Raw genomic sequence first — 26,176 nt, forward strand, 5'->3', positions numbered from 1 at the left:
ACGACAGGATCTGGCGCTCCCCTGGGACGAACGGTTCGCCGCCGCGCTGCTCACGGTGCCGACGTTCGGCAACCATCCGCTGCGGCTCACCCTGCCCAGCACGGCAAGCGGCGAGTCGGTGCGCCGGTACGCGCACGAGCACCCGGAGGTCGTGGACGTCCTCGACACCGGCCGCTTCGAGCACCCCGGCGAGTCCGAGGAACGCGACCGCCTGCGCGCAGCCACGCACACCTTCTTCGCCCGGCACCTGGACTGACGACAACGGGCGGGGCGAGAAAACCGCCTGACCGTCCGGGCCGCCCGTGCTTGCATGGGCGCCATGGTGTCTGCCGACCGCTTGCTCGCCTTCGCGGCGATGTCGTTCCTGCTGATCGTCGTGCCCGGACCCAGCGTGCTGTTCGTGATCGGGCGGGCACTGGCACACGGGCGGCGCGCCGCGCTGACCACGGTCGTCGGGAACACGCTCGGCGCCTATGTGCTCATCGTGGCCGTGGCACTGGGGATCGGGACCGTCGTGGAGCGCTCCGTCGTGGTCTTCACGGCGCTGAAGCTCGCGGGCGCCGCGTATCTGGTGTTTCTCGGCGTCAAGGCGTGGCGGCAGCGCGGTGCCCTCAAGGCGGCGTTCGCCGCGGACGAGGCGGACCGGGGCGGTCTGCGCACGCTGTGGGAGGGGTTCGCGGTCGGTGTGGCCAACCCCAAGACCATCGTGTTCTTCGCAGCCGTGCTGCCGCAGTTCGTCGATCCCGACCGGGGTCAGGTGCCGGCCCAGATGCTGCTGCTCGGGCTGGTCTTCAATGTGATCGCCATCGCCTCGGACAGCGTGTGGGGGCTGGCCGCGGCCACCGCCCGGGACTGGTTCGCCCGTTCGCCGCGACGGCTCTCGCTGGTCGGCGGCGTCGGCGGGCTCGCGATGATCGGCCTCGGCGTGACCGTCGCGGCGACGGGCCGCAAGGACTGACCGCACGGATGGTTCCGTGACATGTCTCACATCCGCCCGGGGAATTGGCCGGGCCGGATAGTAGAAACCCGCCAGGCGACATTCTGGATTTGTCCCTCTTGGCACCCGTGTGCGACCCACCGGAAGCGAGCGCCCGCCGCACGGACGACAGGGGCGCTGCATTCTTTGCAGCAAATGGTTTCTGACGGAGCGGCAACCGCCGCAGCCGACCGCTGAACCACGCCTGCACGCTCGCACTTTCCTGACAAGAGGCGGGTGGGCCTACGAGGCGCGATCGTACGAGAGCCCTTTGCGCCGCAAATGAAGCCTTCCTGAGAATCGACGCGCACGACGCCGCCGCGTTCGAGGGGCGGGGTCTTCGCAGCCGGCACACCGCACAAGGAGCGCTCGGCGATTACCGAGTGAGGTCACGCATGGGGAACCACCGCAAGAACAATCACCACCGGCGCATACTCGTCGCCGCCATCGCCGTGGGCGTCGTGGGCGTCCCGTCCGCCGCCATGGCGGCCTGCGTCGACTGGCAGGGGCCGGGCGGCGGAGGCCAGCGGCAGCTCAGCGGCGCGGGCGACACCGCGGCGACGGGCGGGTGGAACAACACCGACTGGCGTCAGGACCGGAACCGCGGCGCGGACCGGCAGTGGGTCCCCCGCGGGGGCGGAGCCCAGGCGGCGCCGGGCGCTCCGGACGCCGCGGCCGACTCGCCGCAGACCGGCGCGCCCGAGCCCACCGCCCCGCCGTCGTGGGCGGATCGGCACCACGGCCGTGGCCACTGGAGAACCACGCCGCCCAGCGCCCCGGCACCCAGCACCCCGACGCCCGCGCCCAGCACGTCCTCGGCCGCGCCCAGCGCCCCCGCCGAGGCGCCCGACACCTCCGCGGCCCCGGAGTCGCCGAGCGCTCCGGAGCCCACGGGGACCGCGTCCGAGACCACCAACCGCATCGTCGAACTCGTCAACGCCGAACGGGGCAAGGCCGGTTGCTCCGCGCTGACCCTGAACGACACCCTGGGCAAGGCCGCACAGGCGCACAGCGAGGACATGGCGTCCCACCGGAACATGTCGCACACGGGATCCGACGGGTCCGCCCCGGGCGACCGCATCACGAAGGCCGGCTACACCTGGACCGCCTACGGCGAGAACGTCGCGTACGGCTACGCCACGCCCGAGCAGGTCATGGCGGCCTGGATGTCCAGCCCCGGCCACAAGGCCAACATCCTCAACTGCTCGTTCAAGGAGATCGGCGTCGGTCTCGCGGAGCCCGGCCATTACTGGACCCAGGACTTCGGGACCGCCAGGTAACCGGCGGCCACGAGGAGTCATGGCGCACCGGTGCCCCGGGACGCGGTCCGCGTCCCGGGGCACCGGCCGAGCGTGCGGGGCAACTCAGGGGATGAGCTGCCACTGTTCGATGTAGCCCACGTCGATCGAGGCGCGGTCCTGGACCCGCAGCTTCCAGGTTCCGGCGATGGGCTGCGCGGACGCGTCGACGGTGAAGGTCTGGTCGACGTTGTCCGCCGAACCGCCGCTGCGGTTGAGCAGCGAGTAGACGGTTCCGCTCGGACCGACCAGGTCGACGGTCAGGTCGCCCCGGTAGGTGTGAATGATCTTGACGTAGACCTGGGTGGTGGCCGAGGCGTTGCCGGTCCGGCCGGTGACGGTGATCGGGGACTCCACCGCCGCGCCCGCGTCCGGGATGTCGACACGGGTGGCGTTGGCGTAGATGTTGGCCACGCGCCAGGTGAAGGAGGCGGTGGCGCTCGCGCCCGTGTCGTCGGTGACCGTCAGGGTCACCTCACTGGTGCCGGTCGTGGTCGGGATGCCGGAGATCAGACCCGTCGCGCCGAGGGTCAGGCCGTCCGGGAGCCCGGTCGCCGAATAGGTCAGGCCCGCGCCCGAGTTGGTGGTGTACGCGTCCGTCTGGAGCGACACCTCCTGCCCGACGCCGCTGATCTGGTCGCCGATGGGGGCCACGTTGACGCCCAGCGCGATCCGCTGGCCCACGTTGATCCCCGCCCAGGCGTCGGCCACGGCCAGGTAGGTGGGGCTGTAGGCGCCGAACAGGTCGGCCGCGGCCTGGAGCGTCGCGGTGCGGGCACCCGCGTAGTTGGTGCTCGACGTCATGTACGTGGTCAGCGCCCGGTACCAGATGCGCTGGGCGTTGTCGATGCCGATACCGGTCACCGGCCGGCCGTCGTAGGTCGGGCTGTCGTAGTCGACCCCGTTCACGGTCTTCGCCCCGCTGCCCTCGGACAGCAGGTAGAAGAAGTGGTTCGCCGGACCCGAGGAGTAGTGGACGTCGACGCTGCCGAGCGTGGAGCTCCAGTAGTCGCGGGACGCACCGTCCTTCGAGGGCTCGTCCATGTAGCGCAGCGGGGTGCCGTCGCCGTTGATGTCGATCTTCTCGCCGACCATGTAGTCGGGCACGTCGGCGGCCAGGTCGGCGTGGAACTCCACCGCGGCGGCGAAGATGTCCGAGGTCGCCTCGTTCAGGCCGCCTGACTCACCGGAGTAGGTGAGGTTGGCGGTGGCGCTGGTGACGCCGTGGCTCATCTCGTGCGCGGCCACGTCGAGCGCGGTCAGCGGGTTGGCGTTGCCCGAACCGTCGCCGTAGGTCATGCAGAAGCAGCTGTCGGACCAGAAGGCGTTGACGTAGTTGTTGCCGTAGTGGGCCCTGCTGTAGGCGGCCACCCCGTCGTTGCGTATGCCGTTGCGGCCGTAGACGTCCTTGTAGTAGTCCCATGTCGCGGCGGCCCCGAAGGCCACGTCCACGCCCGCGGTCTGACGGTTGCTCTGGGTGCCGTCACCCCAGACATCGTTGTCGTCCGTGAACAGGGTGCCGGTGCCGGAGGTGCCCTGGTTCAGGTCGTACGTGCGGTGTCCGGCACGGTCGCCGTCGACGAGCTGGTACGTCGAACCGGAGAGCGTGGTGCCGAGCGGCACCGTTCCGTTGTACTGCCCGGTGCCGGTGCCGGTCTGGACGCCTTCGAAGCTCGTCAGCTGCTTGCCCGAGGCGGCGTCGGTGACGACGTGCAGTTCGCTGGGCGTCCCGTCGTGCTGGACGCCCCCGACCACCGTCTCCCAGGCCAGCACGGGCTTGCCGGCGCCGGCCCAGACGACGAGCCGTGGGGCGCTGGAGACCTCGGGGCTCTCGGCGCGGGCCTTGTCGGCGGCCGCCAGTGCCTTCGTCCTGACCGTGGCCGACGAGACCTTCGGCGTGGTGGTGGGCACGGCGAGGTCGGCCCGCGTCGCCTTCGACACCGTCAGCCGGGCGCCGTCGGTGTGCACGACGAGGTCGCCGCCGAGGACGGGCAGCCCGGCGTAGGTGCGCTCGTAGCGGGTGTGGGTGGTGCCGTCGGCGTCCTGGGTGACGTCCTTGACGACGAGCTTCTCCTTCGCGCCGAGGTCCAGCGCCTGCGCCGTGCCCGCGGCGGCCGCGGCGGCGCTCTTGAGCAGGGCGGCACGCTTCGTCGCCGAGAGGCGGGCGGGTGCGGCGGCGGCCAGCGGGGTCGCCTCGATCTTCGCGGAGCGGCCGCGGTCGGCGGCCACGGCGGTACCGGTCTGGACGCCGGCCGCGAGCAGCGTGCCCACGGCGGTCAGCACGAGAGCAGCGGTGTATCTGGAACGGTGGGGGTAACGGTCCTGCCGGAACAAAGGCGTTCTCCTTCTGTGAGGCTCGGGCTCGGTGGAGACCGGGAGAGCGGGTGGGGCCGGGTACGGCCGTCCGGCGACGCGCGGGTGTACGGGGCACGCGTGGGGCGGCTGAGTGGCCCGCGCCCGGCGATGCCCCGTGGAGGGGGTGTGAAGGTGCGTTCAGCAGAGTGACACTTCAGTCGTTGAATTGTCATGCCTCGAACAACTCAACGGCTCAAATTGGCCGCTGTCGGCCGCCCCGGCGCACCGCGATGGCTGAACCTCTACCCCTGCCTCCCCCGTTCAAGTCACGGCAGGTTCCGCCATGCACGGCGGTAACCCCCGGGACAAGGTCTCGACGCATGGTGCGTGCCCGGCCCCGGCACCCGGCGGCGCCCCTGCCGAACCGGTGGACGGACGGTGTGCGGAGCGCGCGGGACGGCGGCAGCGGCGACGCGTCGGCGTGGCATCCGGTGCTCCGTGGACCGGGGCGTGAGCAGGCCGCCTGGGCAGGGGCGGCCTGGGGCGGCACGATGCCGCGGGCCGGGGCGCGCCCGCGGTCAGGACGCGGGCCGGCCCGGCAGGGTGCCGCCCGCGTCGGGAAGCGGCGGAAGCGCGAGGTGCGCGAGATCACCCGGGGGTGGGGACCTGACCGGCCACAGCGGTGCGGCGGTGCCGTCGGCGACCGCGGCCGGGGCGTCGGTGAGGTTCATCCGGTCGCGCAGCCTGCCGTAGAAGTCCATCGGCCCCAGGCGCACCGCGCGGAGCCGGTGCGGGGACGGATACACCCCGATCCAGTCCCCCGGGTCGAGGACGCCGCGGAGCTGGCCGTCGATGCTGACGGCGGCCCGGCCCGAGCGTTCCAGCACCCTGAGCGCGATGGGTTCGTCGGGAGCGGCGACGACCGACCGGTTGAACGTCATGTGCGGGGCGACCGGCGTGAAGATCAGTGCCTCCGCGCGCGGCGAGACGACGGGGCCGCCCGCGGCGAAGCTGTACGCGGTCGAGCCGGTGGGGGTGGCCACCAGCAGCGCGTCGGCGGAGTAGGACGCCAGCAGCCGGCCGGCCAGATACACACCCACCGACACCTGCCGGTCCCGGGCGAGCTTCTCCAGCACGACGTCGTTCAGCGCGGTGATGTTCAGGGCGACGCCCCACTCGTCCCCGGACTCGCAGTCGGTGCGCACCCGCGGGGGCGGCAGCAGGGGGCCGCGGCCGTACCGCAGCAGCGCCTCCATGCCGGAGGGCACCCGCAGGCGGCACGAGGCCCGCATGGTGAGCAGCATGCGGCTCTCGACATCGAGCCGCCCGTCCCGGACGGCGTCCAGCGCGGAGCGCACGGCCGGGGCGGGGACCTCGGTGAGGAAGCCGACCCGGCCGAGATCCACCCCGAGGACCAGCGCGTCGTGCTCCGCCGCCAGCCGGGCCCCGCGCAGAAACGTGCCGTCGCCGCCCAGCGTGACGATGAGGTCGGGGTCGCCCGCGGCCTCGATCTCGTCCTGCGCGCTGTGCCGCGCGCCGTCCTGCCACACGTCGATGTCCGCACAGCGCACGTCGTTCTGCGCGCTCCACTCGCGGACGGTCCGGGCGGCGTCCACGGCCTCCGCGCGTCCGCCGTGGACGACCAGGCCGATGCGACTCACGGTCATATCCGCCTCCAAGGACACGCGGGCCGGCGGCCCGCACCGGCGCGGCGCACAGGGCCACGGTCACCATCGAGCCTGCCACGGCAGCGCACGGCACGCCGCCGGACGGCGTCCGCACGCACCGCCCGTCCCGCGCGCCCTCGCCGGCCTCGCCGGCCGCCTCAGCGCGCCAGGTACGCGGTCAGCCCGGCCAGCAGCCGGTCGACGTCCTCCGTGTCGTTGTAGGGCGCGAGCCCGATCCGCAGGCCGCCCCGATCGCCGAGGCCGAGGCGGCGGGACGCCTCGACGGCGTAGAACGATCCCGCCGGTGCGTGGACGCCGCGCTGCGCGAGGGCGTGGTAGGCGTCCGCCGCGTCCCGCCCCTCGAAGGTCAGCAGCACCGTGGGGGTGCGGTCGGCGGCCCTGGAGTGGACCGTGACGCCGTCGAGCTGGGACAGGCCCTTGTCCATCCGGTCGCGCAGGGTGCGTTCATGGCCCTCCAGGGCGGCGAACGCGGCGGCAAGGCGCTCGCGCCGCGGTCCGGCGGCCCGGCCGCCGAGGCCGGCCAGAAAGTCGACCGCCGCCCTCGTGCCGGCGAGGAACTCATAGGGCAGCGTGCCCAGTTCGAACCGCTCCGGCACCACGTCGGTGGCGGGCACCAGCTTGTCGGGGCGCAGGGTCTCCAGCAGTTCCGGCCGGGCGGCGAGCACCCCGTGGTGGGGGCCGAGGAACTTGTAGGCGGAGCAGACGAAGAAATCCGCGCCGAGCCGCTCAAGGTCGACCAGCGTGTGCGCGGCGTAGTGGACACCGTCGACATAGGTGAGCGCCCCCGCGTCGTGCGCCAGAGCGCAGATCTCGGCGATCGCGGGGCGCGTCCCGATCAGGTTGGAGGCGGCGGTGACGGCGACCAGCCGGGTGCGCTCGGAGACGACGGCGCGGATGTCGTCCGCCGTGAGCTCGCCGGTGGCCGGGTCGAAGTCCGCCCAGCGCACGACGGCACCGGCCCGGTCGGCGGCCTGGAGCCACGGGCGGATGTTGGCGTCGTGATCGAGGCGGGTGACGACCACCTCGTCGCCGGGCGACCAGGTCGCGGCGAGCGTGCGGGAGAAGTCGTAGGTGAGCTGTGTGGCACTGCGGCCGAAGACGATCCCGGCCGGCTGCGCTCCCAGGAGGTCGGCCATGGCCCGGCGGGTCCCGGTGACGATGGCGTCCGCGTTGCGCTCCCCCGGTGTCTCGTGGCCCCGGTTGGACAGGGGCTGTGCCAGCGCGTCGCCGATGGCCCGGATGACGGCCCGGGGGGTCTGGGTGCCGCCGGGCCCGTCGAAGTGGGCGACCCCGGCGGCCAGCGCGGGGAACTCGGAGCGGATGGCGCTGATGTCGTACGTCACGGAGGGCTCCTGTGGGTGGCGGGCCGGGCGGTGCGCATCACGCCGACGGTACTCGCGCCCGCTTCGTCGCCGATGCCGCCGGTTCCGCCCGTTCCACCGGTTCCGCCGGTTCCGCCGGTTCCGCCGGGGAGCCCCTCCGCCCCTCTTCTTCGGCGTACCGCGCCGGCCCCGGCCCGCGACGCCGGCTCCCCGCGGTCCGGCCCACGGCCCGACCGGGGCAGCCGCGCCGCAACCGTGCGCCGGGCCCGCCCAGAGGCGGCCCGTCCGGCCCGGCGCACCGCGTGCGCGCGCCGGGTGTGGCCGATACTGGCGTCGTCGGGGCAGGTGGGCGGGCCGACCGCGGGAGGTGCGCGGGCCTATGGGACAACGGGGCGGCACCCGGTCGACGAGGGCCCTGGCATGGCTGCGCGGGCGCGACCCGGACCTCGCGGCGACCCGTCGGGCCGGGCGCACCGCGCTGGTCATGCCCGCCCTCTTCGCCCTGTGCGGTCAGGTGATCGGCTCGCCCGTCATGGCGACCTTCGCCGCGTACGGGTCCATCGCGATGCTGCTGCTGGTCGACTTCACCGGTCCGATGGTGCAGCGGCTGCGGGCGTACACGGGTCTGGCGGCGGCCTGGGCGGTGCTGATCTGCCTGGGCTCGCTGGTGGCCGGGGTGACCTGGCTGGCGGTCGCCGTCATGGTGGTGACCGGGTTCCTGGTCCTGTTCTCGGGTGTCGTCAGCTCCGTGCTGGCGGGCGCGACGACCTCGCTGCTGCTGGCGTTCATCCTCCCCGTGACCTCGCCCGCGCCGTTGACGCAGCTGCCGGTGCGGCTGGCCGGGGCGGGCCTCGCGGCGCTGGCGACGCTGCTCGCGATCTCCCTGCTGTGGCCCCGGCCGGTCGCGGACCCGCTCAGCGCGCCGGCCGCGCGGGTGTGCCGCGCGGCGGCGGCGCAGCTGCGGGCGCATGTGGCCCGGTTGGCGGGCGCGCCGGACGCGCCGACGGCCGTGCGCCGCGCCGAACTGGCCGCGCGGACCGGCTCGGCGGCGGCGGAGCTGCGCTCCGTCTTCGACGCCACTCCGAACCGGCCCACGGGGCTGTCCGCCGGCTCCCGTGCCCTCGTCCGGCTCGTCGACGAGCTGACCTGGCTGGCCGCCGTCGTGGCCGGGGCCGGACAGCCCGCGGCCGACTGCCGCACCTGCGACACGGACGCCCACGCCGTGCTGCGGGCCGCCGCCGCGGTCCTCGACCGGGCCGCCGACACGCTCGCCCGTCCGCCCACCGCGCCGGACACGCTCCCGGCCGCCGCGGCGGATCTCCGCAAGGCCGTGGCCGGCCTGGAGCGGGGGGCCACCACCCGGTTGCCGGTGCACCACCGGCCCGGCACCGCGGCGGAGGCGCACGCCTTCCTCGGCACCCTGGACGTGTCCTTCCGGGCCCAGGAGCTGGGGTTCGCGACCCTCCAGGTCGCGGACAACGTGCAGCTGGCCGCGGCGGCGGAGCGGCGCAGCTGGCCGGAGCGGCTGCTGGGCCATGACCCCGGGGCGCTGACCGAGCCGTTCGCCGCCGCCCGCGAGCGGGCCGCGGCCCATCTCCAGCGGCACTCGGTGTGGCTGCACAACAGCCTGCGCGGCGCCCTGGGGCTGGGCATCGCCGTCGCCCTGGCCGACCTGACCGGTGTCCAGCGCTCCTTCTGGGTGCTGCTCGGCACGCTGTCGGTGCTGCGTTCGAACGCGCTCAGCACCGGGCAGAACGCCGTGCGCGCGCTCGGCGGCACCATCGCGGGCTCGCTCGTCGGCGCGGGGCTGCTGCACCTCATCGGCCAGCACGGCGTCGCGCTCTGGTTCCTGCTGCCGCTCGCCGTGCTCGTCGCCGGCATCGCGCCGGCCGCGGTCTCGTTCATGGCGGGTCAGGCGGCCTTCACCGTCACGCTGGTCGTGCTGTTCAACATCGGCCAGAACCCGAACTGGCACATCGTGCTGCTGCGGGTCCAGGACATCGGCCTCGGCGTCGCGGTGAGCGTGCTGGTGGGCCTGTTCTTCTGGCCGCGCGGCGCCACGGCCGCGGTGGACCGGGCGCTGGCCGCCGCGTACACCGACAGCGCCCGTTATCTGGCGGGTGCGGTGGAGTACGCCATCGGCAGGTGCGGCAGGCCGCCGACGAGGTCCGACGCCCCGCTGGAGCAGGGCCGTGAGGCGGCCGCGGCCGCGCGACGGCTGGACGACGCCTTCCGCAGCTATCTGGCCGAGCGCGGCTCCAAGCCCGTGCCGCTGGCCGATGTGACCACGCTGGTCACGGGCGTCGTCGGGCTGCGTCAGGCCGCGGACGCCGTGCTGGGGCTGTGGCAGCGGGCCGGTGATCTGTCCGCCGAGGCCGACCGGGCCGCCGCCCGGCTGGTCCTGCTCTCGGCGGCCGGTCAGGTGACCGGCTGGTACCGGGATCTGGCCGGGTGCCTCGACGGGCCGCGGTCCGTGCCCGATCCGCTGCCGCCCGATCCGCACGGCGCGGCGGGGCTGGTCGAGTCCGTCCGCCGCGATCTGCTGGACGAGCACGGGCGGGCCTCGGACACGGCGGTCCGCATCATCTGGACCGCCGACCATCTGAACGCGGCCCGCCGTCTCCAGCCCGAACTGGCCGCCGCGGCGCAACGGTACGGCGGCTGACGGCCGGGCCGCAGGGGTGCGTCAGGGCAGATTGCGAGCCATGACGACGCGCTGGACCTGGTTCGTGCCTTCGTAGATCTGTGTGATCTTCGCGTCGCGCATCATCCGCTCCACCGGATAATCCCGCGTGTACCCGTACCCACCCAGCAACTGCACCGCGTCCGTGGTCACCTCCATCGCCACATCCGACGCGAAACACTTCGCCGCGGCCCCCTGGAACGTCAGGTCCCCGTCCCCCCGCTCCGACTTCGCCGCCGCCGCATACGTCAGCTGCCGCGCCGCCTCGATCTTCATCGCCATGTCCGCCAGCATGAACTGCACGCCCTGGAAGTCCGCCACCGGCCGCCCGAACTGCCGCCGCTCCCGCACATACCCCTTCGCGTAGTCGAACGCCCCCTGCGCCACTCCCAGCGCCTGCGCCGCGATCGTGACCCGCGTGTGGTCCAACGTCCGCATCGCCGTCGCGAATCCCGTCCCCTCCGCGCCGATCATCCGCTCCGCCGGAATCCGGACCCCGTCGAAGTACACCTCACGCGTCGGCGACCCCTTGATCCCCAGCTTCCGCTCCGGCGCGCCGAACGACACCCCCGGGTCCGACTTCTCCACCACGAACGCCGAGATCCCCCGCGACCGCGCCTCCGGGTCCGTCACCGCCATCACCGTGTAGAACTCCGACACCCCCGCATTCGTGATCCACCGCTTCACCCCGTCCAGCACCCAGTGGTCACCGTCACGCACCGCCCGCGTCCGCATCCCCGCCGCGTCCGAACCCGCCTCCGGCTCGGACAAGCAGTACGAGAACATCGCCTCACCCCGCGCCAACGGCCTCAGATACCGCTGCTTCAACTCCGCCGAACCCGCCAGCATCACCGGCAACGACCCCAGCTTGTTCACCGCCGGAATCAGCGACGAGGACACACACGCCCGCGCCACTTCCTCGATCACGATCACCGTCGCCAGCGCGTCCGCACCCGCGCCCCCGAACTCCTCCGGCACATGCACCGCGTGCAGGTCGTTCGCCACCAGTGCTTCCAACGCCTCCTGCGGGAAGCGGGCCTCCTCGTCCACCGCAGCCGCGAACGGAGCGATCTTCGCCTCCACCAGCGAACGCACGGACGCGCGGAGCATCCCGTGCTCCTCGGACGGACGGTACAGGTCGAAGTCCGACATCAGCTCTCCTACGGTATGGCACTCAGTACCCTCATTATGCACCCTGAGTGCCATACCGAAAGGGAGGAGGTACGTTCGGGCCATGGACGAGCAGCACGACCACACGACGCACGGCGGTGCGGGCGGCGCCGGGGGCGCGGACGACCAGGAGAGGGCTCCCATCAGGGAACTCCTCGTCTCCGCCGCATTCGAGCTCTTCACCGAGCACGGCTACGACAGCACGACCGTCGACGACATCGTGCGCCGGGCCGGTGTGGGCCGCCGGTCCTTCTTCCGGTACTTCCCGACGAAGGAGAAGGTCGTCTTCCCCGACCACGAACGGGCGCTCGCCGACATGGTCGCGTACCTGGAGGACGGGGCCCGGGACCCCGACCCGGTCGCGCGCGCCTGCGGTGCAGCCCGGCTGGTCATGCGCATGTACGCGGAGAACGCCGAGTTCTCGGTGAAGCGGTATGCGCTCACCCGCAAGGTGCCGGCCCTCAAGGCCCACGAGACCTCTGTGGTGTGGCGCTACGAGCGGGCCCTCGCCGACTATCTCAAGGGGCGGTTCGCGACGCTGCCGGACGGTGATGTCCGGGCGTACACCGTCGCCGCGAGCGTGGTGGCCGCGCACAACTACGGGCTGCGCGCCTGGCTGCGCTCCGGCGCGCGCGGCGATGCCGCGGCGGGCATCGACCGGGCCCTCGATCTCGTCCACCGCACCTGGGGCGGCACGGGCGAGACCCTCGTCGTGGTCACCCGGAGCAGCACGCCCATGTGGCAGATCGTGCAGCAGTTGGAGGGGTTCCGGGACGGAGGCACCTCGGGAGGGAACTGAGTGCCTGATCGAGGGGCACTCAGTTCCCTCTCCGGAGTCAGTCGATGTGGTAGCTGTCGCCGTAGACCCGCCAGTCCAGCGGCGGGTTCAGATCGAGGTTGCCGTTGCGCAGGAAGACGCGCTGCGCGGTGTCGACCCGGCTGGTGTCGCTGTGCGCCTCCTCCTGTTTCATGGCCCACACCCGGGCATCGAGGAAGGCGTCGAGGTAGACCGTCTCGTCGCCGCCCCGCGCCGGCGGCTCGGCCGACCACAGGGCCCGCTCGCGGATGGCGCGGAAGCCGGTGACGTCGGTGCCGTCGCCGTGCATGACGATCGCGTCGTAGTAGGCGAACTGGCCGAGCGCGCGCAGCCCGTCGGCCTTGCCCCGGCGCACCGCGGGGTCGAAGTAGACGCGGTCCCGCTCGTCGTTCTGGGCCTGCTGGAACACCGCGTCCTGGGCGGCGGTGCGCCAGTTCCGGGGGAAGTCCGGGTCGAGGCCGGCGTGCGAGTCGGTGCCGTTGACCCGGCGCAGCGCGGGCAGGTACGGGGCGAGGACGTTGCCCGGCCCGCGGTCGGCGTAGAGCTGTACGAGGTCGAGCATGTCGCCGGTGCCCGAGCAGAAGCCGATGATGCCGGCGGTGTATCCGCGGCCGTCGCCGATGTCCTCGATGTACGCGTACTGGGCCTTCCAGTCGAGCGAGGAGTTCTCCGCGCTCGACACGAGCTTCATGGCCGTCTCCTTCTTCGCCGGGTCGTCGAGGCCCGGTGCCACCGCCGGCGCCGCGGCGGCGCGGGGTACGGCGACGAGGGCGCCGAGGGCCGCCGCGCCGGTCAGTGCGGCGAAGGTCCGGCGGGACACACCGGACGGGACTGCCGCGTCATGGCCGAGATGCATCAGGGGCTCCAACCAGAGGTGGGGGATGGGGAGTCGGTCCGGACCGCATCGATAGGAAGGTTTCCTATCAGACGTCGGGAGGGAACCCCGGGGGCGGGAAGTTCGTAGGATCGGACGAGGCCGAGTCATGACACAAGCGGGCAGGACTCTAGATATGACCGGTCATCAGAGACGGCGGGGAGGCGCGGGCCGCGGGCGCGGGGCGCACGGTGCGGTTCTGGGCAGCAGACCCGCCCACTCCGTACGGCTGCCGCCGCCCGCCCGACCCGGCCCGCGCGGCGTCCCGGCCGTGGCGTACACCGCGCCCGAGCGGACGGTGCCGTGGCTGCGGGTCGGCGCGGCCTACGCCTGGCGGCTCATCCTCGTCGGCATCGTCGTCTACGGCCTGTTCACGATCCTGGGGCGCTTCCAGCTCGTCGCCGTGGCCCTGTTCCTCGCGTTCGTCCTCACCGCGATCCTGCGTCCCGTCGCCGATCTGCTGAACCGCGTGCTCCCCCGGCCGCTGAGCGTGGCCGTCGCGCTCGTCGGCAGCATTCTGCTCCTGCTCGGCCTGCTCGCCCTCGTGGGGAACGCGGTGGCCGGCGAGTCGGCGAAACTGGCGGGCGAGTTCCGCGGCGGCATCCACCAGATCGAACAGTGGCTCCAGCGGCCCCCGTTCCGGCTCGGGCCCGGCCGGCTCGCCGAACTGCAGCGGCAGGTGATGCACTACCTCAGCACCCACGGGTCGAGCCTGCTCGGCAGCGCCGTCAGCGGTCTCGGCCGGGTCGTCGAGGTGGTGACCGGGATCGCCCTCGCGCTCTTCTCCGCCGTCTTCTTCATCCACTCGGGCGAGCGGCTGTGGGGCTGGGCGCGCGACCAGCTGCTGCCCGCGCGTGCTCGCGAGGGGTGGGACCGGGCGGGTCGTGCCGCCTGGCACACGTTCGCCGGATACACGCGCGGCATCATCATCGTGGCCGCCACCAACGCGGTCCTCGTGGGGATCGCCCTGCTGCTGCTCCGGGTGCCGCTCGCGCTGCCGCTGGCCCTCCTGGAGTTCTTCGCCGCGTTCGTGCCGCTGGTGGGCTCGCCGGTCGCGCTCGGCGTCGCCACCGTCGTCGCCCTCGCCGGGCGCGGTCCCGTCACGGCGGCGCTGGTCCTGGCGCTCATCGTCGTCATCGGCCAGCTGGAGGGCCATGTGCTGCACCCGCTGGTGATGAGCTGGGCGGTCCGGCTCCATCCGCTGGCCGTCGCCGTGTCCGTCATCGCGGGCAGCATCGTCGCGGGCGTGATCGGCGCCGTCGTGGCGGTCCCGCTCATCTCCGTCGTCTGGGCGGTGCTGCGCGCACTGCGAGCGGTACCCCCGTAGCCGCGTCGCCGGTGGCCCGGAAGCGCAGGGCGGGGCCGAGCGGCGGTTCGTCCGTCCCGTCGTACGCCTCGGGGTGTTGCGACAGCGGTCGAGGTCCCCGCGAGGCAGGGGGCCGGGCTAGGAGACCGCGCCGTGTTCCACCCGGCCGTTCTCCGGTGTCGGGCCGTGGCGGTAGACCACGCCCGGTCGCATGCCGCCGCTCGTGGCGAAGAGCTGGGGGACCGTCACCAGGGCATAGCCGCGGGCCGTCAGCGCGCGCAGCAGATACGGGACGGCCGGCGGGGTGGTCGCGTACCGGTCGTGCAGGACCACGATGCCGCCCGGCCGCACCCGGGCGAGCACGCTCCGCTCGATGAGCCGGGTGTCGTGGTGCTGCCAGTCCCGGGGGTCGACGTTCCACGTCACCACCGCCAGCCCCGCGGCGGCGGCTGCCGCCCGCACCTTCGCGTTCCACGCGCCGAACGGCGGCCTGAAGATCGTCGGCCGGTGCCCGGTGACCGAGGCGATCTGCCGCGCCGCGGTCTCCAGTTCGTAGCGGACCCGGGCGGGCGGGACCAGGGTGAGGTGCGGGTGGGTGACCGTGTGGTCGCCGATCGCGTCGCCGTCCCGGCCCTCACGCAGCACGTCCGCGCGGAGGCGGAGCGCGTGCGGCCCGATGAGGAAGAAGGTGGCCACGGCGTGCTGCCGCTCCAGCGCGCCGAGCACGGCGGGGGTGTAGTCGCTGGGGCCGTCGTCGAAGGTGAGCGCGACGCACGGGGTGACCCGGCAGTCCACGGGCGGCGGCCGTGTCCCGCCCGCCGGGGTGGCGGACGCGGCCTGGAGCGGGGCGGTGGACGCGACGGCCGCGAGAACGGTGCCGGTCATCAGCGTCACCGTCCGCCGTCGTAGCGCCCTGGCTGCCATCGCGCCACCTCGGTCTCACGACCCCGGCTCCATTGTCGGCCCGCCGGCGGGCCGGGACGGTCGGAGTCGGGTAAGAGCGGGGGAAGGTCCGTACCGGCGTCCTACCCGCGGTCGGCGCCGGGTCGGTCACCCACCCGGACCAGGCCGCTCTCATAGGCGAAGATCACCGCGTGCACGCGGTCGCGCAGGTCCAGCTTGCCCAGGACGCGGCCCAGATGGGTCTTGACGGTCGTCTCCCCGAGGAAGAGCCGGGCGGCGATCTCCGTGTTGCTCAGGCCCCGGGCGACGAGGGCGAGGACGTCCCGTTCGCGGTCGGTCAGCCGGGCGAGGCGGCCACGTTCCGCGGCGGGGGCCGAGGGCAGGACGTACCGCTCCACGAGGCGGCGGAGGGCCGACGGCGCCATCATGACGTCGCCGCGCAGCACGGCCCGGACCGTCACCAGGATCTCCTCCCCGAGGGCGTCCTTGACCAGGAACCCGCTGGCCCCGGCCCGCAGCGCCCCGTAGGCGTACTCGTCGAGGTCGAAGGTGGTGACGACCAGCACCTTCGGCGGGGACGGCCGGGCGCACAGCTCCCGGGTCGCGGCCAGGCCGTCCACCTCGGGCATGCGTACGTCCATCAGGACGAGGTCCGGCCGAAGTTCGGCGCTGCGCTCCAGGGCGGCGCGCCCGTCGGCGGCCTCGCCCACCACGGTCAGATCGGGCTGGCTGTCGAGCACCATGCGCAGCCCCATCCGGATCAGTTCCTGGTCGTCGCAGAGCAGCACGCGGTGCGGGGCCGCCGTCCCGCTCACCGGGGCGCCGCCGCGAGCGGACCGGTCGTCAGCCACAGGGTGGCGGCCACCCGGTAGCCGCCGCCGGGCAGCGGACCGGCCTCGACGGTCCCGCCGTACAGTGCCGCCCGTTCCCGCATGCCGACGAGCCCGCGGCCGGCCGACGCCGGCAGGGCCGGGGGCGCGGTCCCGGTGCCCGCCGCGTTGTCGACGCGGATGCGGACCCGGCGCTCCGGTCCCGGGGTACCGAGATCGATCCGCACCCGGGTGGCCGCGTCGGGCGAGGCGTGCTTGACCACGTTGGTGAGCGCCTCCTGCACGATGCGGTACGTCTGCTCGGCCACCGCCGCGGACACCCCGTCGCGCTCGCCGGTCAGCTCCAGGCAGGAGTCGGCGTGGAGCCGGTCGACGAGCGGGCGCAGATCGTCGAGGGTGGGGCCGCGGGCGGTGAACTCGCCGTGCGTGTCGTGGAGTTCGCCGGTGCGTGGGGCGTCCGGGGCGCCGGCCGGCCCGTCGTCGGCGCGCAGCACGTCCAGGAGCTGGCGCAGTTCGAGCAGCGCGGCACGGCCGGTGCTGCCGATGGCCGACAGCGCGCGGTCCGGGGCCGTGGGGTCGGTGGCGCGGGCCAGCCTGGCGCCCTCGGCGTTGAGCACCATGACGGTGACGCCGTGCGCGAGGACGTCGTGGATCTCGCGGGCGATGCGGGCCCGTTCCTCGGCCACGGCGGCGCGGGCCAGCGCCAGCCGCCGGGACTCCGCCAGGTCGGCACGGCGCGCGAACTCGGCGAGATAGGCGCGGCGGGCGCGGACGTACGCGCCGAGGATCCAGGCCCCGGCGAGCCACAGGACCACCGAGAGGGGGGTGAGCCAGGCGTTGCCGCCGGTCCCGGCGCGCGGATAGTCCGTGACCCAGCCGGGAGTCCACAGGAGCACGCACGCGCCCGCGCACGCGGCGGTCACGGCGGCGGCGCGGCGCAGCCCGCGCACCGAGAGCGTGTAGAAGACCGTGGCCATGGCGAGGGCCCCGCGTCCGGGTTCGCGGCCCCACACGTCGCCCAGGTACTGCGCCCAGAAGGCGGCCGTGACGAGCGCGGCGACCGGCACCGGGTGCCGGCGCCGCCACAGCAGGGGCAGTACGAGCGCCGCGTGCACCGTGATCTGCACCCACACGGGCCGCCAGCCGGGCTGGTCCCGGATCACCGGTGGCGCGGCGACGAGCACGACGAGCAGGACGTCCATCAGCCGGGGGTGGCGCCCTCGCCATCTCGCCAGGCTCTCCATCAGGCGAAACACCACGTCACGCTACGGCGGGCCGTGGGGCGGGGGCGTCACCCCGTGGGCTGCACCGGGGTCCTACCGCAGGAGGACCCGGGCGGACCGGGAGTACGACGCCGGGCCACGGGGCGGGTGCCGAGCATGGCAGCCGTGTCGATCACCACCCAATTTCTCAGACGGCCCCTCATGACCGGCGCGGTGGCCGCCAGTTCCCGGCGGCTGGCCCGCGCCATGACCCAGCACATCGGCCCGGCGGACGCCCGGCTGGTCGTCGAACTCGGGCCGGGCACCGGTGTGTTCACGGACGCCCTGCTGCGGCTGCTGCCGGCGGACGCGCGGCTCGTGTCGATCGAGCTCAATGCGCGGCTCGCGGCGCAGTTGGCGGCCACCCGGCACGACCCGCGGCTGACGGTGGTGCACGGCGCGGCGGCCGACCTGGCCCAGGCCGCGGGCGGCCCGGTGGACGCGATCGTGTCCGGACTGCCGTGGACGGTCATGCCCGCCGGGGAGCGGGAGCGGACCCTGGACGCGGTCGCCGCCGGCCTCGTGCCCGGCGGCCCCTTCACCACCTTCGGCTATCTGCACGCCGCCTGGACCCCGCCGGGCCGCCGGCTCGCGGCCGGCCTGCGCGACCGCTTCGGCCTGGTCGAACGCGGGCCGGTGGTGTGGCCCAACGTGCCGCCCGCGTTCGTGTACCGGGCCTGCTCCCCGCGGCCCGCCGCGGGCGGCGCCCGCCGGGCGGACGCGGCCGAAGGCGCGCGGCTCGACGCCGGGAAATGGGGTGCGCCGCCCGCGCGGCCGTGACGGAGTCGACCGCCGTGGACCCGCTGGACACCCCCTTCGCCGGCCCGGCGGACCTGTCGGCCGGGATGGCACGCAACCTGGCCGAACACGCCTGCCATCTGCATCGCGGCCTGGCCGGTGCCACGGTCACCGAGGCCGGCGGTCTCCTCGTCGCGGACAGCGGCCCGGACGACGACACGTTCGACATCGTCGCCGCGGCCCGCTTCACCCCCGCCACCGCGCCGGTGCGCATCGCCGAGACCGTCCGTACGCCGGCCGCCACCGGCCGCGGCTTCGTGGCGGCGCTCGGTGCCGGGGGCTGGCGTCCCTGATCGAGGGCATGATCCATGGCTTGCTAGTCTTCGGCCATGTTGCGCTTGGATCAGGCGTCGCGGGCCCGCGTCGTAGTGGCGGGGATGGGCGATGCCGGGCTTTTGACCGCCATCAACCTGGTCCGGCATCGGCGCATCGTCGACGTCGTGGGTGTCTCCAGCAAGCCGGGCCTGATCAGTGGACAGAGTCTGGGGTGGCGACTGGCCCGGCCCGAAGAGTGGGTGACTCGGTTCAACATCTCCTACGACCGCTTTCGGGTCCTGGACCGCGCGCGCTTGGTGCATGGCTCGCTGACCGGCCTTGATACGGACGCCCGCACGGTCAGCGTGAGGTCGGCTGACGGCACTACGACACGCGAACCGTACGACGCGCTTGTGCTCGCCACAGGCGTGAGTAATGGGTTCTGGCGTCAGCCCGAGCTGCAGGACCAGAGTGAGATCGACAAGGGGCTGCGCGACATGCACGCCCGGTTCGCCGCCGCTGATTCCATCGCTGTCGTCGGTGGTGGGGCGACAGCGGTGGGCAGCGCCGCGCAGCTCGCCGAGGTGTTTCCCGCCGCACGGATCGACCTGTATTTCCCCGGAGACCGTGCCCTCACCAGCCATCATCCCGACGTCTGGAACGCGGTGAGGGCGCGGCTCGAACGGCTCCGCGTTCATCTGTACCCAGGTCACCGTGCAGAGCTGCCGGCCGATCTGTCACCGGCGGCGGGGCCCGTCACCTTCGTCACCGGCCAGCCCCCCGCCGAGGCAGGGCTCGTCCTCTGGGCAGTCGGCCGGGGCCGCCCGAACACCGCATGGCTGCCCGAGGACCTGCTCGACCCGCACGGATACGTCCGCGTGGGCGCAGACCTGCGAACGCCCGATCACGACCGCATCTGGGCCGTGGGCGACGTAGCAGCCAGCGATTCCCTGCGTGGTTCGGCCCGCAACGGAGGCCCCGCACTGGTCGCGCGCAACGTCGTGGCCGCACTGCGTGGAAAACCCGGCCGTGACCTGCGGATCCGGGGGCACGCACAAGGGACCGTTCTCGGGCCCCTGCAGGACGGTCTTGAGATCTTCTCCTACGCCGGCCGCCGCGTCCGCATACCTCGTCGACCCTATTTCGCCTTGGAGCGTTATCTGGAGGGCCCGTTCGTCTACGGCGGGATTCGCCCGGCTCCTTCGCAGGCAGCGGACTCCATGAAGCAATAGGTTCTCCGACCTGACGGTCGGTGGGGTCTGCGCTCTCCCGGTAGCGCCGTAGCCAGACGAAAGCGTCTGCTGAGCAGGGGAGTTGTTGATAGGCCCGGCACGGAAGTACGCGGGAGTCGCCGGGCTCTACGACCTCGCCACGCTCTGCGGCCATCGGCGGCGCGGGTACGGCACGGCCGTCACCCTCGCCGCGCTCCACACGGCCCGGGCCCACGGTCTGCGTGTCGCCGTCCTCCAGGCACCCGCCGACGGCGAGCCAGTCCACCGCCGGCTGGGCTTCCGCCCGTGCGGCCGGTTCACCGGACACGCCGTCAATCCGTGACCGCCGGGCGCCCCGAGAGCGCCGGCCGGGGCGGGCGATCACGCCCCGGCCCGCTCTCCCCCGGCGCCGAGAAAGTCCGACGCTCTGTCATGAACCACCCGGCATTGGCATGGACCTGTTCATGATCAACGGCTAGGCTCAGCTCCGCCACAGGACTGAGAGCGCTCTCAGTATCGCTGCTGTTCCACCCCCACCACCGTTGGAACGACGAAGGGCAACCCCCATGAGACGCACCAGATTCATGCATGCCGGCCTCGCCGTCCTGCTCATGCTCGGCGCCGGCGTGACGGCGGGCACCCTGCCCGCCGCCGCCAGCGACTCCCCCGCCGCCACCCGGTCCGCCGAGGCGCCCGCCTCGGCCGCGCTGCTCTCCGCGATGCAGCGCGACCTGCATCTGACGAAGGCCGAGGCGGAGTCGAGGCTCGCCGCCGAGGAGCGGGCCACGACCGTGGAGCCCACGGCGCGCCGGGCAGCGGGCGCCTCCTTCGGCGGGTCCTGGTTCGACGCCGCCAGCGGCACCCTCACCGTCGGCGTCACCGACGACACGTCCGCCACGACCCGCCGGGCGATCCGGGCGACCGGCGCCACCGTGACCACCGTCGAGCACAGCGCCCGCGAGCTGGACGCGACCGTCGCACGCCTCGACAAGCTCTCCGCACCCGCGGGCGTGACCAGTTGGCACGTCGACCCGCAGGCGAGCACCGTGGTCGTGAACATCGCCGAGGGCAAGCAGGATGACAACGATGTCCGGTCGTTCGTCTCCCGGGCCGCCAAGACCGGTCCTGTCACCGTCGAGGCGATCCCCGGCGCACCGGCGACCCTCGCCGCGGGCACCGTGGGCGGTGACCCGTACTACACCGGCAACGTCCGCTGTTCGATCGGCTTCTCCGTGTACGGCGGCTTCGTCACCGCCGGGCACTGCGGACAGCCCAGCGCCGGCGTCAGCGGCTGGGACGGCAGCTACATAGGCAACTTCCAGGGCTCGTCGTTCCCGGACAACGACTACGCCTGGGTCAACGTGGGCAGCGGCTGGTGGACGGTTCCGGTCGTGCTCGGCTGGGGCACCGTCTCCGACCAGCTCGTGCGCGGTTCGGCCGAGGCGCCCATCGGCGCGTCGATCTGCCGGTCCGGTTCGACGACGCACTGGCACTGCGGCACGGTGCTCGCCAAGAACGAGACCGTCAACTACAGCCAGGGCGCGGTGCACCAGATGACCAAGACCAACGTCTGCGCCGAAGGGGGCGACTCCGGCGGCTCGTTCATCAGCGGCGACCAGGCGCAGGGGGTCACCTCGGGCGGCTGGGGCAACTGCAGCAGCGGCGGCGAGACCTGGTTCCAGCCCGTCAACGAGATCCTCGGCCGGTACGGCCTGACCCTGCACACCGCCTGACCCACCCCGCACCGCAGCGGGCCCCGGCCGACAGCCGGGGCCCGTCCCGGCGAGCGGTACGTCCGGGAAGCCCCGGCGGGCCGGTGGCGTCGGGTCAGCGGGTGGCGGCCGAGGAGATCGCCGTGCGGGCCGCCCGTTCCACCAGCGAGACGCCGTCCTTCATCGACGTACTGCCGTCGGAGAGGACCGCGACGAGGTAGCGGTGTCCGCCCGCCGTGACACGGCCGATGCTGTTGACGTCCCACAGCCCCGTCGTCGTGCGCTGCAACCAGCCGTTCTTCAGCTCCACGGCCGTGCGGGCCGCCACCGAGACACCCCAGGACTGCTCGTCCACGACGCGGGACATCAGCGTACGGAGGTAGTTCCGGGACTGCGCGGTCAGCGCCCCGGCGCCCGCGGACGTGCCGGAGGCCGGCTCGAACACCGCGCGCAGCAGCCGTATCTGGTCGCTCGCCGTGGTCCGGGTGAGCCCCCACCGGGCGCCGGGGCCGCCCCGGGTCGAGGTCAGTCCCAGGCGCTTGTTCGCCGCCTCCAGGCCGGGGGCCAGACCGATGCTCCGCCACAGCGCGTCGGCCGCCGCGTTGTCGCTGCGCTCGATCATCGCCTCCGCGCGGGTGCGCTCCTGCGCGGTCAGGCCCCGCCCGGCGTCCTGCGCATCGAGCAGCAGCGCGGCGAGGATGTCGACCTTGATGATGCTCGCGGTGTCGTACGCGGTGTCGGCGCCGTACACCGCGGTCCCCCGGCCCGGGGCGTCCAGGTCGAGCACCGCGGCGGTGACCCGTTCCGCGCCCCGCGGCCGCACCTGGGCGAGGAAGTCCGCCGTGGCCGAGTCGGGCCGCGCCGCGGCCGTGGTGGCGGCGGCCGGCGGGGGGGTGAGGGCACCGGTCGACAGGAGGGTCGCCACCGAGGCCGCGAGGGCGGTGACGCCGACCGCCGCGCGCCTGTGGCCACGCGGCGGTCGGGACGAGGGTGACGACGGGTGCGGCATGGGGCGGGACCTCGGCAGTTCATCGGGGGGAGGGGGCACAGCACTGCGAACGTAAACAAATCACCCCGACGGCGAAGTGACGGCCGCCACCTCGGAACTGCTGTTCCCGGCGATTGTGGGCAAGGCCACAGCGTCGGGTGTGGGCGGCGTCACGCCCCCGGCCGTCACGATCGCGAAGATCAGCGAGCCGGCCGTGGGGCGCGCACGCCGCCCTGCGTCCGCGCCGCCCCGCTCGGCCCGCCCCGGCCCGACGTCGTCGCCGGCCCGCTCCGGCAGCTCCTCGCACTCGACAAACCCGGGTTCGCCCGGGTCACCGGGCACGTCCGCGCGGGCGGCCTCGGCCTGCCGGCCGCCTGCGACATCGCGGCCGCCGCCACCGCGGCCACGTTCGCCTTCACCGAGGTGCGGACCGGGGTGGCGCCGGCCGTCGTCCCACTGCCGGTGATCCCCGGCCGGTGCGGCCGGCGGTCACTGGCCGCCGAGTCCGGTCGTGGCCACGGACTTCACGATGTGCCGCTGGAAGATCATGAAGACCACGACGAGCGGGAGTGCGGCCAGCACGGCGGAGGCCATGGTCTGGGCGTACTGGATGCCGTAGGCGTCCTTCACGGAGGTGATGCCGACCGGCAGGGTCATCAGGGCCGGGTCGGAGGTGGCGACGAAGGGCCAGAGGAAGTTGTTCCACGCGCCGATGAAGACGAAGATCGCCACGGCAGCGAGCATCGGGCGGGACAGCGGCATCAGGACCGACCAGAAGATCCGCCAGTGGCCCGCGCCGTCGAGTCGGGCCGCCTCCTCCAGTTCCCGCGGCAGCGAGTCGAAGTGCTTCTTCAGGATGAACACCATCACCGGGGCGACCGTCTGCGGCAGGATCACCGCGGCGTAGGTGTCGAGCAGATGCAGGGTGAGCATCTGCCGGAACCACGGCACGATCAGCACCTGCGGCGGCACCAGGATCGCGGCCACCGAGACCGCGAACAGCCAGCGGCGGCCGGCGAAGCGGGTGCGCGAGAAGGCGTATCCGGCCATCGCGGAGACCAGCACGGTGATCACCGTGACGGCCGCCGAGATGAACAGGCTGTTCAGCATCCACAGCGGCAGGTCGCCGCGCTCCCACACGGTGCGGAACCCCTGGAGGGTGAAGCCGTGCCGGGGCCAGAGCCAGTGGGCCGGGTCGCTGGCGTCCCCCTCCGACTTGAACGCGGTCAGCAGCCCCCAGGCCATCGGCAGCAGCCATGCGGCGGCCGGCAGGGTCAGCGCGGTCAGGGCGAGCACCCGGGTGCGGCGGCCGTCGCCGAGGGTGAGGTTGGTGCCGCCGCGGGCGGCGCGGCGGCGGGCCGTCAGCTCCCGGACCGGGTGCGGGGCGCGGGCGCCGGGCGCGGGGCGGACGGACAGGTCGGTGGAGGTCATGTCACTTCTCCCGGCGGCGCAGAGCCGCGTACTGGGCGGCGGAGGCGATCAGGACGAGGGCGAAGAAGATGTAGCTGATCGCCGAGGCGTAACCGAGCCGGTAGCCGGTGAAGCCGACGTCGTAGACGTACTCGACGACGGGACGCGTGGAGCCGTTGGGGCCGCCCTTGGTGAGCAGGTACACCTGGTCGAAGACCTTCAGTGAGGCCAGGACCTGGAGCACCGTGATCACCACGGTGATGCGGCTCAGCTGGGGCAGCGTGACCGACCACAGCCGCCGCCAGGCGCCTGCGCCGTCGAGGGCCGCCGCCTCGTAGAGCTGATCCGGGACGGACTGCAACGCGGCAAGGCAGAGCAGGAAGTTGAAGCCGACCGTCCACCACAGGGTGGTCAGGACGACGGCCCACATCGCCACCGACTCGTCGCCGAGCCAGGCCAGTTGGCCGAGGCCGAGCGTGTCGAGGAGGTGGTTGGCCAGGCCGAGATCGGGTTGGTAGAGCCAGATCCACAGCAGGCTCACCACGCCGACCGGCAGCAGGTACGGGGCGAAGAAGGCCAGCCGCCACACCCATTGGCCGGGCAGCCCCGTGTGGACGAGCAGCGCCAGCCCGAGCGCCACCAGGACGAGCGGGACGGTCGACAGGACGGTGAACCAGGCCGTGTTGCCGAGGGAGCGCCACATGTCCGCGTCCCGCAGCGCCTCGGTGAAGTTGTCGAGGCCGACGAAGCCGGGGGCGTGGGCCGACAGCGAGGTGTCCGTCAGGCTCATCCACAGGCCCTGGGCGAGCGGCCACAGCAGGAAGAGGGCGAACAGGACGAGGAAGGGGAGCGCGAAGAGCAGGCCGGGCGCGAACAGCCGGCGGGCCGTGGGGGCCGCGGAGCGCGGCGCGGCTTGGGGAGAGGACATCGTTGTGCCTCCTGCGGGTGGTTCGCAGCCGGTTCAGGCCGGGCTGGGCTTGGCGAGGAAGGTGTTCAGGCGCCGCACCATGGCGCGCGCCGCGCGGTCGGGGGCGAGGCCGTCGAGGAGGGCCTGCTGCAGGACCTGGGACATGGCGTTCTGGAAGTCGGAGCCGGCGCCGGCGAACCACACCGCGGGGTCGAGGACCACATGGTCCTGGGCCACGGCGTAGTGGGCCTGGGGCTGCAGTCGGCGGTAGGCGGCGGTGCGGGTGACGGGGCCGTACGCGGGGATGTGGCCGGCGGTGGCCCAGATCTGGCCCGCCTTCAGCAGGGCCGCGACGGCGCGGTGGGCGCGGCGCCGGCGCACCGGGTCGGGGTCGGGGTGGTGGGGCAGCACGAACGAGTGCGAGTCGGCGTAGACGGCGGGGGTCCCGAAGACCGTGGGGAAGGGTGCCGCCCCCACCTTCTCGTCCGCCGTGCGGAACGTGCCCAGTTCCCACTCCCCGGAGAGGATCATCCCGGTCCGCCGGTTGGCGAAGGCGGCGATGGCCGAGGAGTAGTCGAGGTGTCCGGGGTTGGTGCGCCCGTCGACGATCTTCGCCATGAAGGCGATGACCTCGGTCATGCGGTCCACGTCGACCTCGGCCGGTCCGCCGTCGGGGAGCCGGAAGGCGCCGCCGGTCTGCCGGTACAGGCCGTAGAACAGCCGCCAGCCCTGGGCGGTGTCGGTGACGTAGCCGAACGCGATGCCCTGTTCGCCGGACGCCTTCGCCAGTTCCCGTCCGGCGGCCAGGAACCGGTCCGGGGAGGAGAAGGCCGCGGCGTCCAGGGTGCCGTCCGCGGTGAGCAGGCCCGCGTCGGCCGCGATGTCGGGGTGGTAGAAGACGATGAACGGGTGGGTGTCCAGGGGGATGGCGTAGGTGCGTCCCCGGTACTGGGTGGGGGTCCAGACCGCGTCGGTGAAGTCGTCGCGGCCGACGCCGTACGCGGCGAGCTGGTCCAGGTCCCACGGGTCGATGAGTCCGGTGGGCGCGTAGCCGGCCAGCCGGGACATATGGGCGATGGCGAGGTCGGGACCGCGGCCGCCGGCCGAGGCCATGGCGAGCTTGGTGTAGTAGGGGGTTCCCCATTCCAGGACGGTGCGTTCGACGCGGGTGCCCGGCATGTCCGGGCGCGCGGCGCGCACCATGTCGTTGAGGAGGCCCCCGTCGGCCCCGCTGAACAGGTCCCACAGGCGCACGGTCGAGGCGTCGGCCGCCTGCGCGGATCCGCAGCCGCTGAGCGTCCCGGCGCCCAGGACGGCGGCTCCGGAGGCCAGGGCGGTGGTGAGCGCGCGGCGCCGGGTGGGACCGACGGGTGCGGGTGTGCCGGTCATATGGCTCCTTCCTCACGGGCGGCGGGCCGGGAGCCGGACGCGGGCGCGTCCGGCTCCGGGCTCACCGCCACTCAGATGTACA

Annotated in this window: 20 protein-coding genes and 4 pseudogenes; 12 read left to right on the forward strand and 12 right to left on the reverse strand. The window is 73.5% G+C overall.

The window, feature by feature from the left end; all coding sequences use genetic code 11:
• Nucleotides 1-10: 10 nt before the first annotated feature.
• The 3 genes and pseudogenes from CTZ28_RS14630 to CTZ28_RS14640 form a co-directional block, all read left to right on the forward strand.
• Nucleotides 11-256 (forward strand): annotated as a pseudogene (locus tag CTZ28_RS14630) (acetylxylan esterase); the annotation flags it as partial.
• Nucleotides 257-319: 63 nt separating this feature from the next.
• Entirely contained in the window at nucleotides 320-958 is a 639-nt protein-coding gene (locus tag CTZ28_RS14635; protein ID WP_121889871.1) for a LysE family translocator, read from the forward strand.
• A 413-nt stretch (nucleotides 959-1,371) separates the two neighbouring features.
• Entirely contained in the window at nucleotides 1,372-2,256 is an 885-nt protein-coding gene (locus tag CTZ28_RS14640; RefSeq protein ID WP_121889785.1) for a CAP domain-containing protein, read from the forward strand.
• Nucleotides 2,257-2,340: 84 nt separating this feature from the next.
• On the opposite strand, the gene CTZ28_RS14645 is transcribed toward CTZ28_RS14640, so the two are convergent.
• The 3 genes from CTZ28_RS14645 to CTZ28_RS14655 form a co-directional block, all read right to left on the reverse strand.
• Nucleotides 2,341-4,608, reverse strand: coding sequence for a M4 family metallopeptidase (locus CTZ28_RS14645; RefSeq protein WP_121889786.1), 2,268 nt, complete (start codon nucleotides 4,606-4,608; stop codon nucleotides 2,341-2,343).
• Nucleotides 4,609-5,147: 539 nt separating this feature from the next.
• On the reverse strand, nucleotides 5,148-6,236 hold the full coding sequence (locus CTZ28_RS14650; RefSeq protein ID WP_121889787.1) for an NAD(+)/NADH kinase: 1,089 nt from the start codon (nucleotides 6,234-6,236) through the stop codon (nucleotides 5,148-5,150).
• Between the two features lie 158 nt (nucleotides 6,237-6,394).
• Complete coding sequence (locus CTZ28_RS14655; protein WP_121889788.1) at nucleotides 6,395-7,600, reverse strand: cysteine desulfurase-like protein; 1,206 nt, start codon at nucleotides 7,598-7,600, stop codon at nucleotides 6,395-6,397.
• A 358-nt stretch (nucleotides 7,601-7,958) separates the two neighbouring features.
• On the opposite strand from CTZ28_RS14655, the gene CTZ28_RS14660 reads away from it, so the two are divergent.
• On the forward strand, nucleotides 7,959-10,244 hold the full coding sequence (locus CTZ28_RS14660; RefSeq protein WP_121889789.1) for an FUSC family protein: 2,286 nt from the start codon (nucleotides 7,959-7,961) through the stop codon (nucleotides 10,242-10,244).
• 21 nt (nucleotides 10,245-10,265) lie between these two features.
• On the opposite strand, the gene CTZ28_RS14665 is transcribed toward CTZ28_RS14660, so the two are convergent.
• Nucleotides 10,266-11,414: an acyl-CoA dehydrogenase family protein gene (locus CTZ28_RS14665; protein ID WP_121889790.1), complete on the reverse strand. Its 1,149-nt coding sequence runs from the start codon at nucleotides 11,412-11,414 to the stop codon at nucleotides 10,266-10,268.
• Between the two features lie 82 nt (nucleotides 11,415-11,496).
• Here CTZ28_RS14665 and CTZ28_RS14670 point away from each other — a divergent pair, with 82 nt between their 5' ends.
• Nucleotides 11,497-12,231, forward strand: a complete 735-nt coding sequence (locus CTZ28_RS14670) for a TetR family transcriptional regulator (RefSeq protein WP_121889791.1) — start codon at nucleotides 11,497-11,499, stop codon at nucleotides 12,229-12,231.
• 37 nt (nucleotides 12,232-12,268) lie between these two features.
• Here CTZ28_RS14670 and CTZ28_RS14675 read toward each other — a convergent pair whose 3' ends face one another.
• Entirely contained in the window at nucleotides 12,269-13,105 is an 837-nt protein-coding gene (locus CTZ28_RS14675; protein ID WP_121889792.1) for a chitosanase, read from the reverse strand.
• Nucleotides 13,106-13,259: 154 nt separating this feature from the next.
• Between CTZ28_RS14675 and CTZ28_RS14680 the strand changes: the two genes are divergently transcribed.
• Nucleotides 13,260-14,450, forward strand: a complete 1,191-nt coding sequence (locus CTZ28_RS14680; RefSeq protein WP_121889793.1) for an AI-2E family transporter — start codon at nucleotides 13,260-13,262, stop codon at nucleotides 14,448-14,450.
• Nucleotides 14,451-14,567: 117 nt separating this feature from the next.
• Here the strand turns inward: CTZ28_RS14680 and CTZ28_RS14685 are convergent, their stop codons facing one another.
• From CTZ28_RS14685 to CTZ28_RS14695, 3 genes are all read right to left on the reverse strand, one after another.
• Complete coding sequence (locus CTZ28_RS14685) at nucleotides 14,568-15,314, reverse strand: polysaccharide deacetylase family protein (RefSeq protein ID WP_259471618.1); 747 nt, start codon at nucleotides 15,312-15,314, stop codon at nucleotides 14,568-14,570.
• A gap of 140 nt (nucleotides 15,315-15,454) precedes the next feature.
• Nucleotides 15,455-16,147 (reverse strand): response regulator transcription factor, encoded by a 693-nt coding sequence (locus CTZ28_RS14690; protein WP_259471619.1) that lies wholly within the window; start codon nucleotides 16,145-16,147, stop codon nucleotides 15,455-15,457.
• Nucleotides 16,144-17,406 (reverse strand): sensor histidine kinase, encoded by a 1,263-nt coding sequence (locus tag CTZ28_RS14695; protein ID WP_472926668.1) that lies wholly within the window; start codon nucleotides 17,404-17,406, stop codon nucleotides 16,144-16,146. The genes CTZ28_RS14690 and CTZ28_RS14695 overlap by 4 nt, the downstream gene beginning before the upstream one ends.
• Nucleotides 17,407-17,541: 135 nt before the next feature.
• Here CTZ28_RS14695 and CTZ28_RS14700 point away from each other — a divergent pair, with 135 nt between their 5' ends.
• From CTZ28_RS14700 to CTZ28_RS14720, 5 genes and pseudogenes are all read left to right on the forward strand, one after another.
• Nucleotides 17,542-18,204, forward strand: coding sequence for a class I SAM-dependent methyltransferase (locus tag CTZ28_RS14700; RefSeq protein ID WP_121889796.1), 663 nt, complete (start codon nucleotides 17,542-17,544; stop codon nucleotides 18,202-18,204).
• A 65-nt stretch (nucleotides 18,205-18,269) separates the two neighbouring features.
• Nucleotides 18,270-18,479: pseudogene (locus tag CTZ28_RS14705) on the forward strand (GNAT family N-acetyltransferase); the annotation flags it as partial.
• Nucleotides 18,480-18,551: 72 nt separating this feature from the next.
• Nucleotides 18,552-19,709 (forward strand): FAD-dependent oxidoreductase, encoded by a 1,158-nt coding sequence (locus CTZ28_RS14710; protein WP_121889797.1) that lies wholly within the window; start codon nucleotides 18,552-18,554, stop codon nucleotides 19,707-19,709.
• A gap of 106 nt (nucleotides 19,710-19,815) precedes the next feature.
• Nucleotides 19,816-20,031 (forward strand): annotated as a pseudogene (locus CTZ28_RS14715) (GNAT family N-acetyltransferase); the annotation flags it as partial.
• Between the two features lie 223 nt (nucleotides 20,032-20,254).
• Nucleotides 20,255-21,421: a S1 family peptidase gene (locus CTZ28_RS14720; protein WP_121889799.1), complete on the forward strand. Its 1,167-nt coding sequence runs from the start codon at nucleotides 20,255-20,257 to the stop codon at nucleotides 21,419-21,421.
• A gap of 94 nt (nucleotides 21,422-21,515) precedes the next feature.
• Here CTZ28_RS14720 and CTZ28_RS14725 read toward each other — a convergent pair whose 3' ends face one another.
• The gene (locus CTZ28_RS14725; RefSeq protein WP_121889800.1) at nucleotides 21,516-22,409 is read right to left on the reverse strand and encodes a serine hydrolase; all 894 of its coding nucleotides are present in this window, start codon (nucleotides 22,407-22,409) and stop codon (nucleotides 21,516-21,518) included.
• A gap of 237 nt (nucleotides 22,410-22,646) precedes the next feature.
• On the opposite strand from CTZ28_RS14725, the pseudogene CTZ28_RS48245 reads away from it, so the two are divergent.
• Nucleotides 22,647-22,886, forward strand: a pseudogene (locus tag CTZ28_RS48245) (enoyl-CoA hydratase-related protein); the annotation flags it as partial.
• Here CTZ28_RS48245 and CTZ28_RS48250 read toward each other — a convergent pair.
• The 3 genes from CTZ28_RS48250 to CTZ28_RS14740 are packed head-to-tail and all read right to left on the reverse strand — an operon-like array spanning nucleotide 22,878 to nucleotide 26,094.
• On the reverse strand, nucleotides 22,878-23,819 hold the full coding sequence (locus CTZ28_RS48250; RefSeq protein WP_259471620.1) for a carbohydrate ABC transporter permease: 942 nt from the start codon (nucleotides 23,817-23,819) through the stop codon (nucleotides 22,878-22,880). The pseudogene CTZ28_RS48245 and the gene CTZ28_RS48250 sit on opposite strands and share 9 nt — an antisense overlap.
• 1 nt (nucleotide 23,820) lies before the next feature.
• Entirely contained in the window at nucleotides 23,821-24,726 is a 906-nt protein-coding gene (locus CTZ28_RS14735) for a carbohydrate ABC transporter permease (protein WP_121889801.1), read from the reverse strand.
• A 33-nt stretch (nucleotides 24,727-24,759) separates the two neighbouring features.
• Nucleotides 24,760-26,094 carry an ABC transporter substrate-binding protein gene (locus tag CTZ28_RS14740; RefSeq protein WP_121889802.1) on the reverse strand — a complete coding sequence of 445 codons (1,335 nt, stop codon included), beginning with the start codon at nucleotides 26,092-26,094 and terminating at the stop codon, nucleotides 24,760-24,762.
• Nucleotides 26,095-26,176: the final 82 nt, after the last annotated feature.

Origin of the sequence: Streptomyces shenzhenensis, assembly GCF_003688995.1 — a bacterium.
In the GTDB taxonomy this organism is placed as follows: Bacteria; Actinomycetota; Actinomycetes; order Streptomycetales; family Streptomycetaceae; genus Streptomyces; species Streptomyces shenzhenensis_A.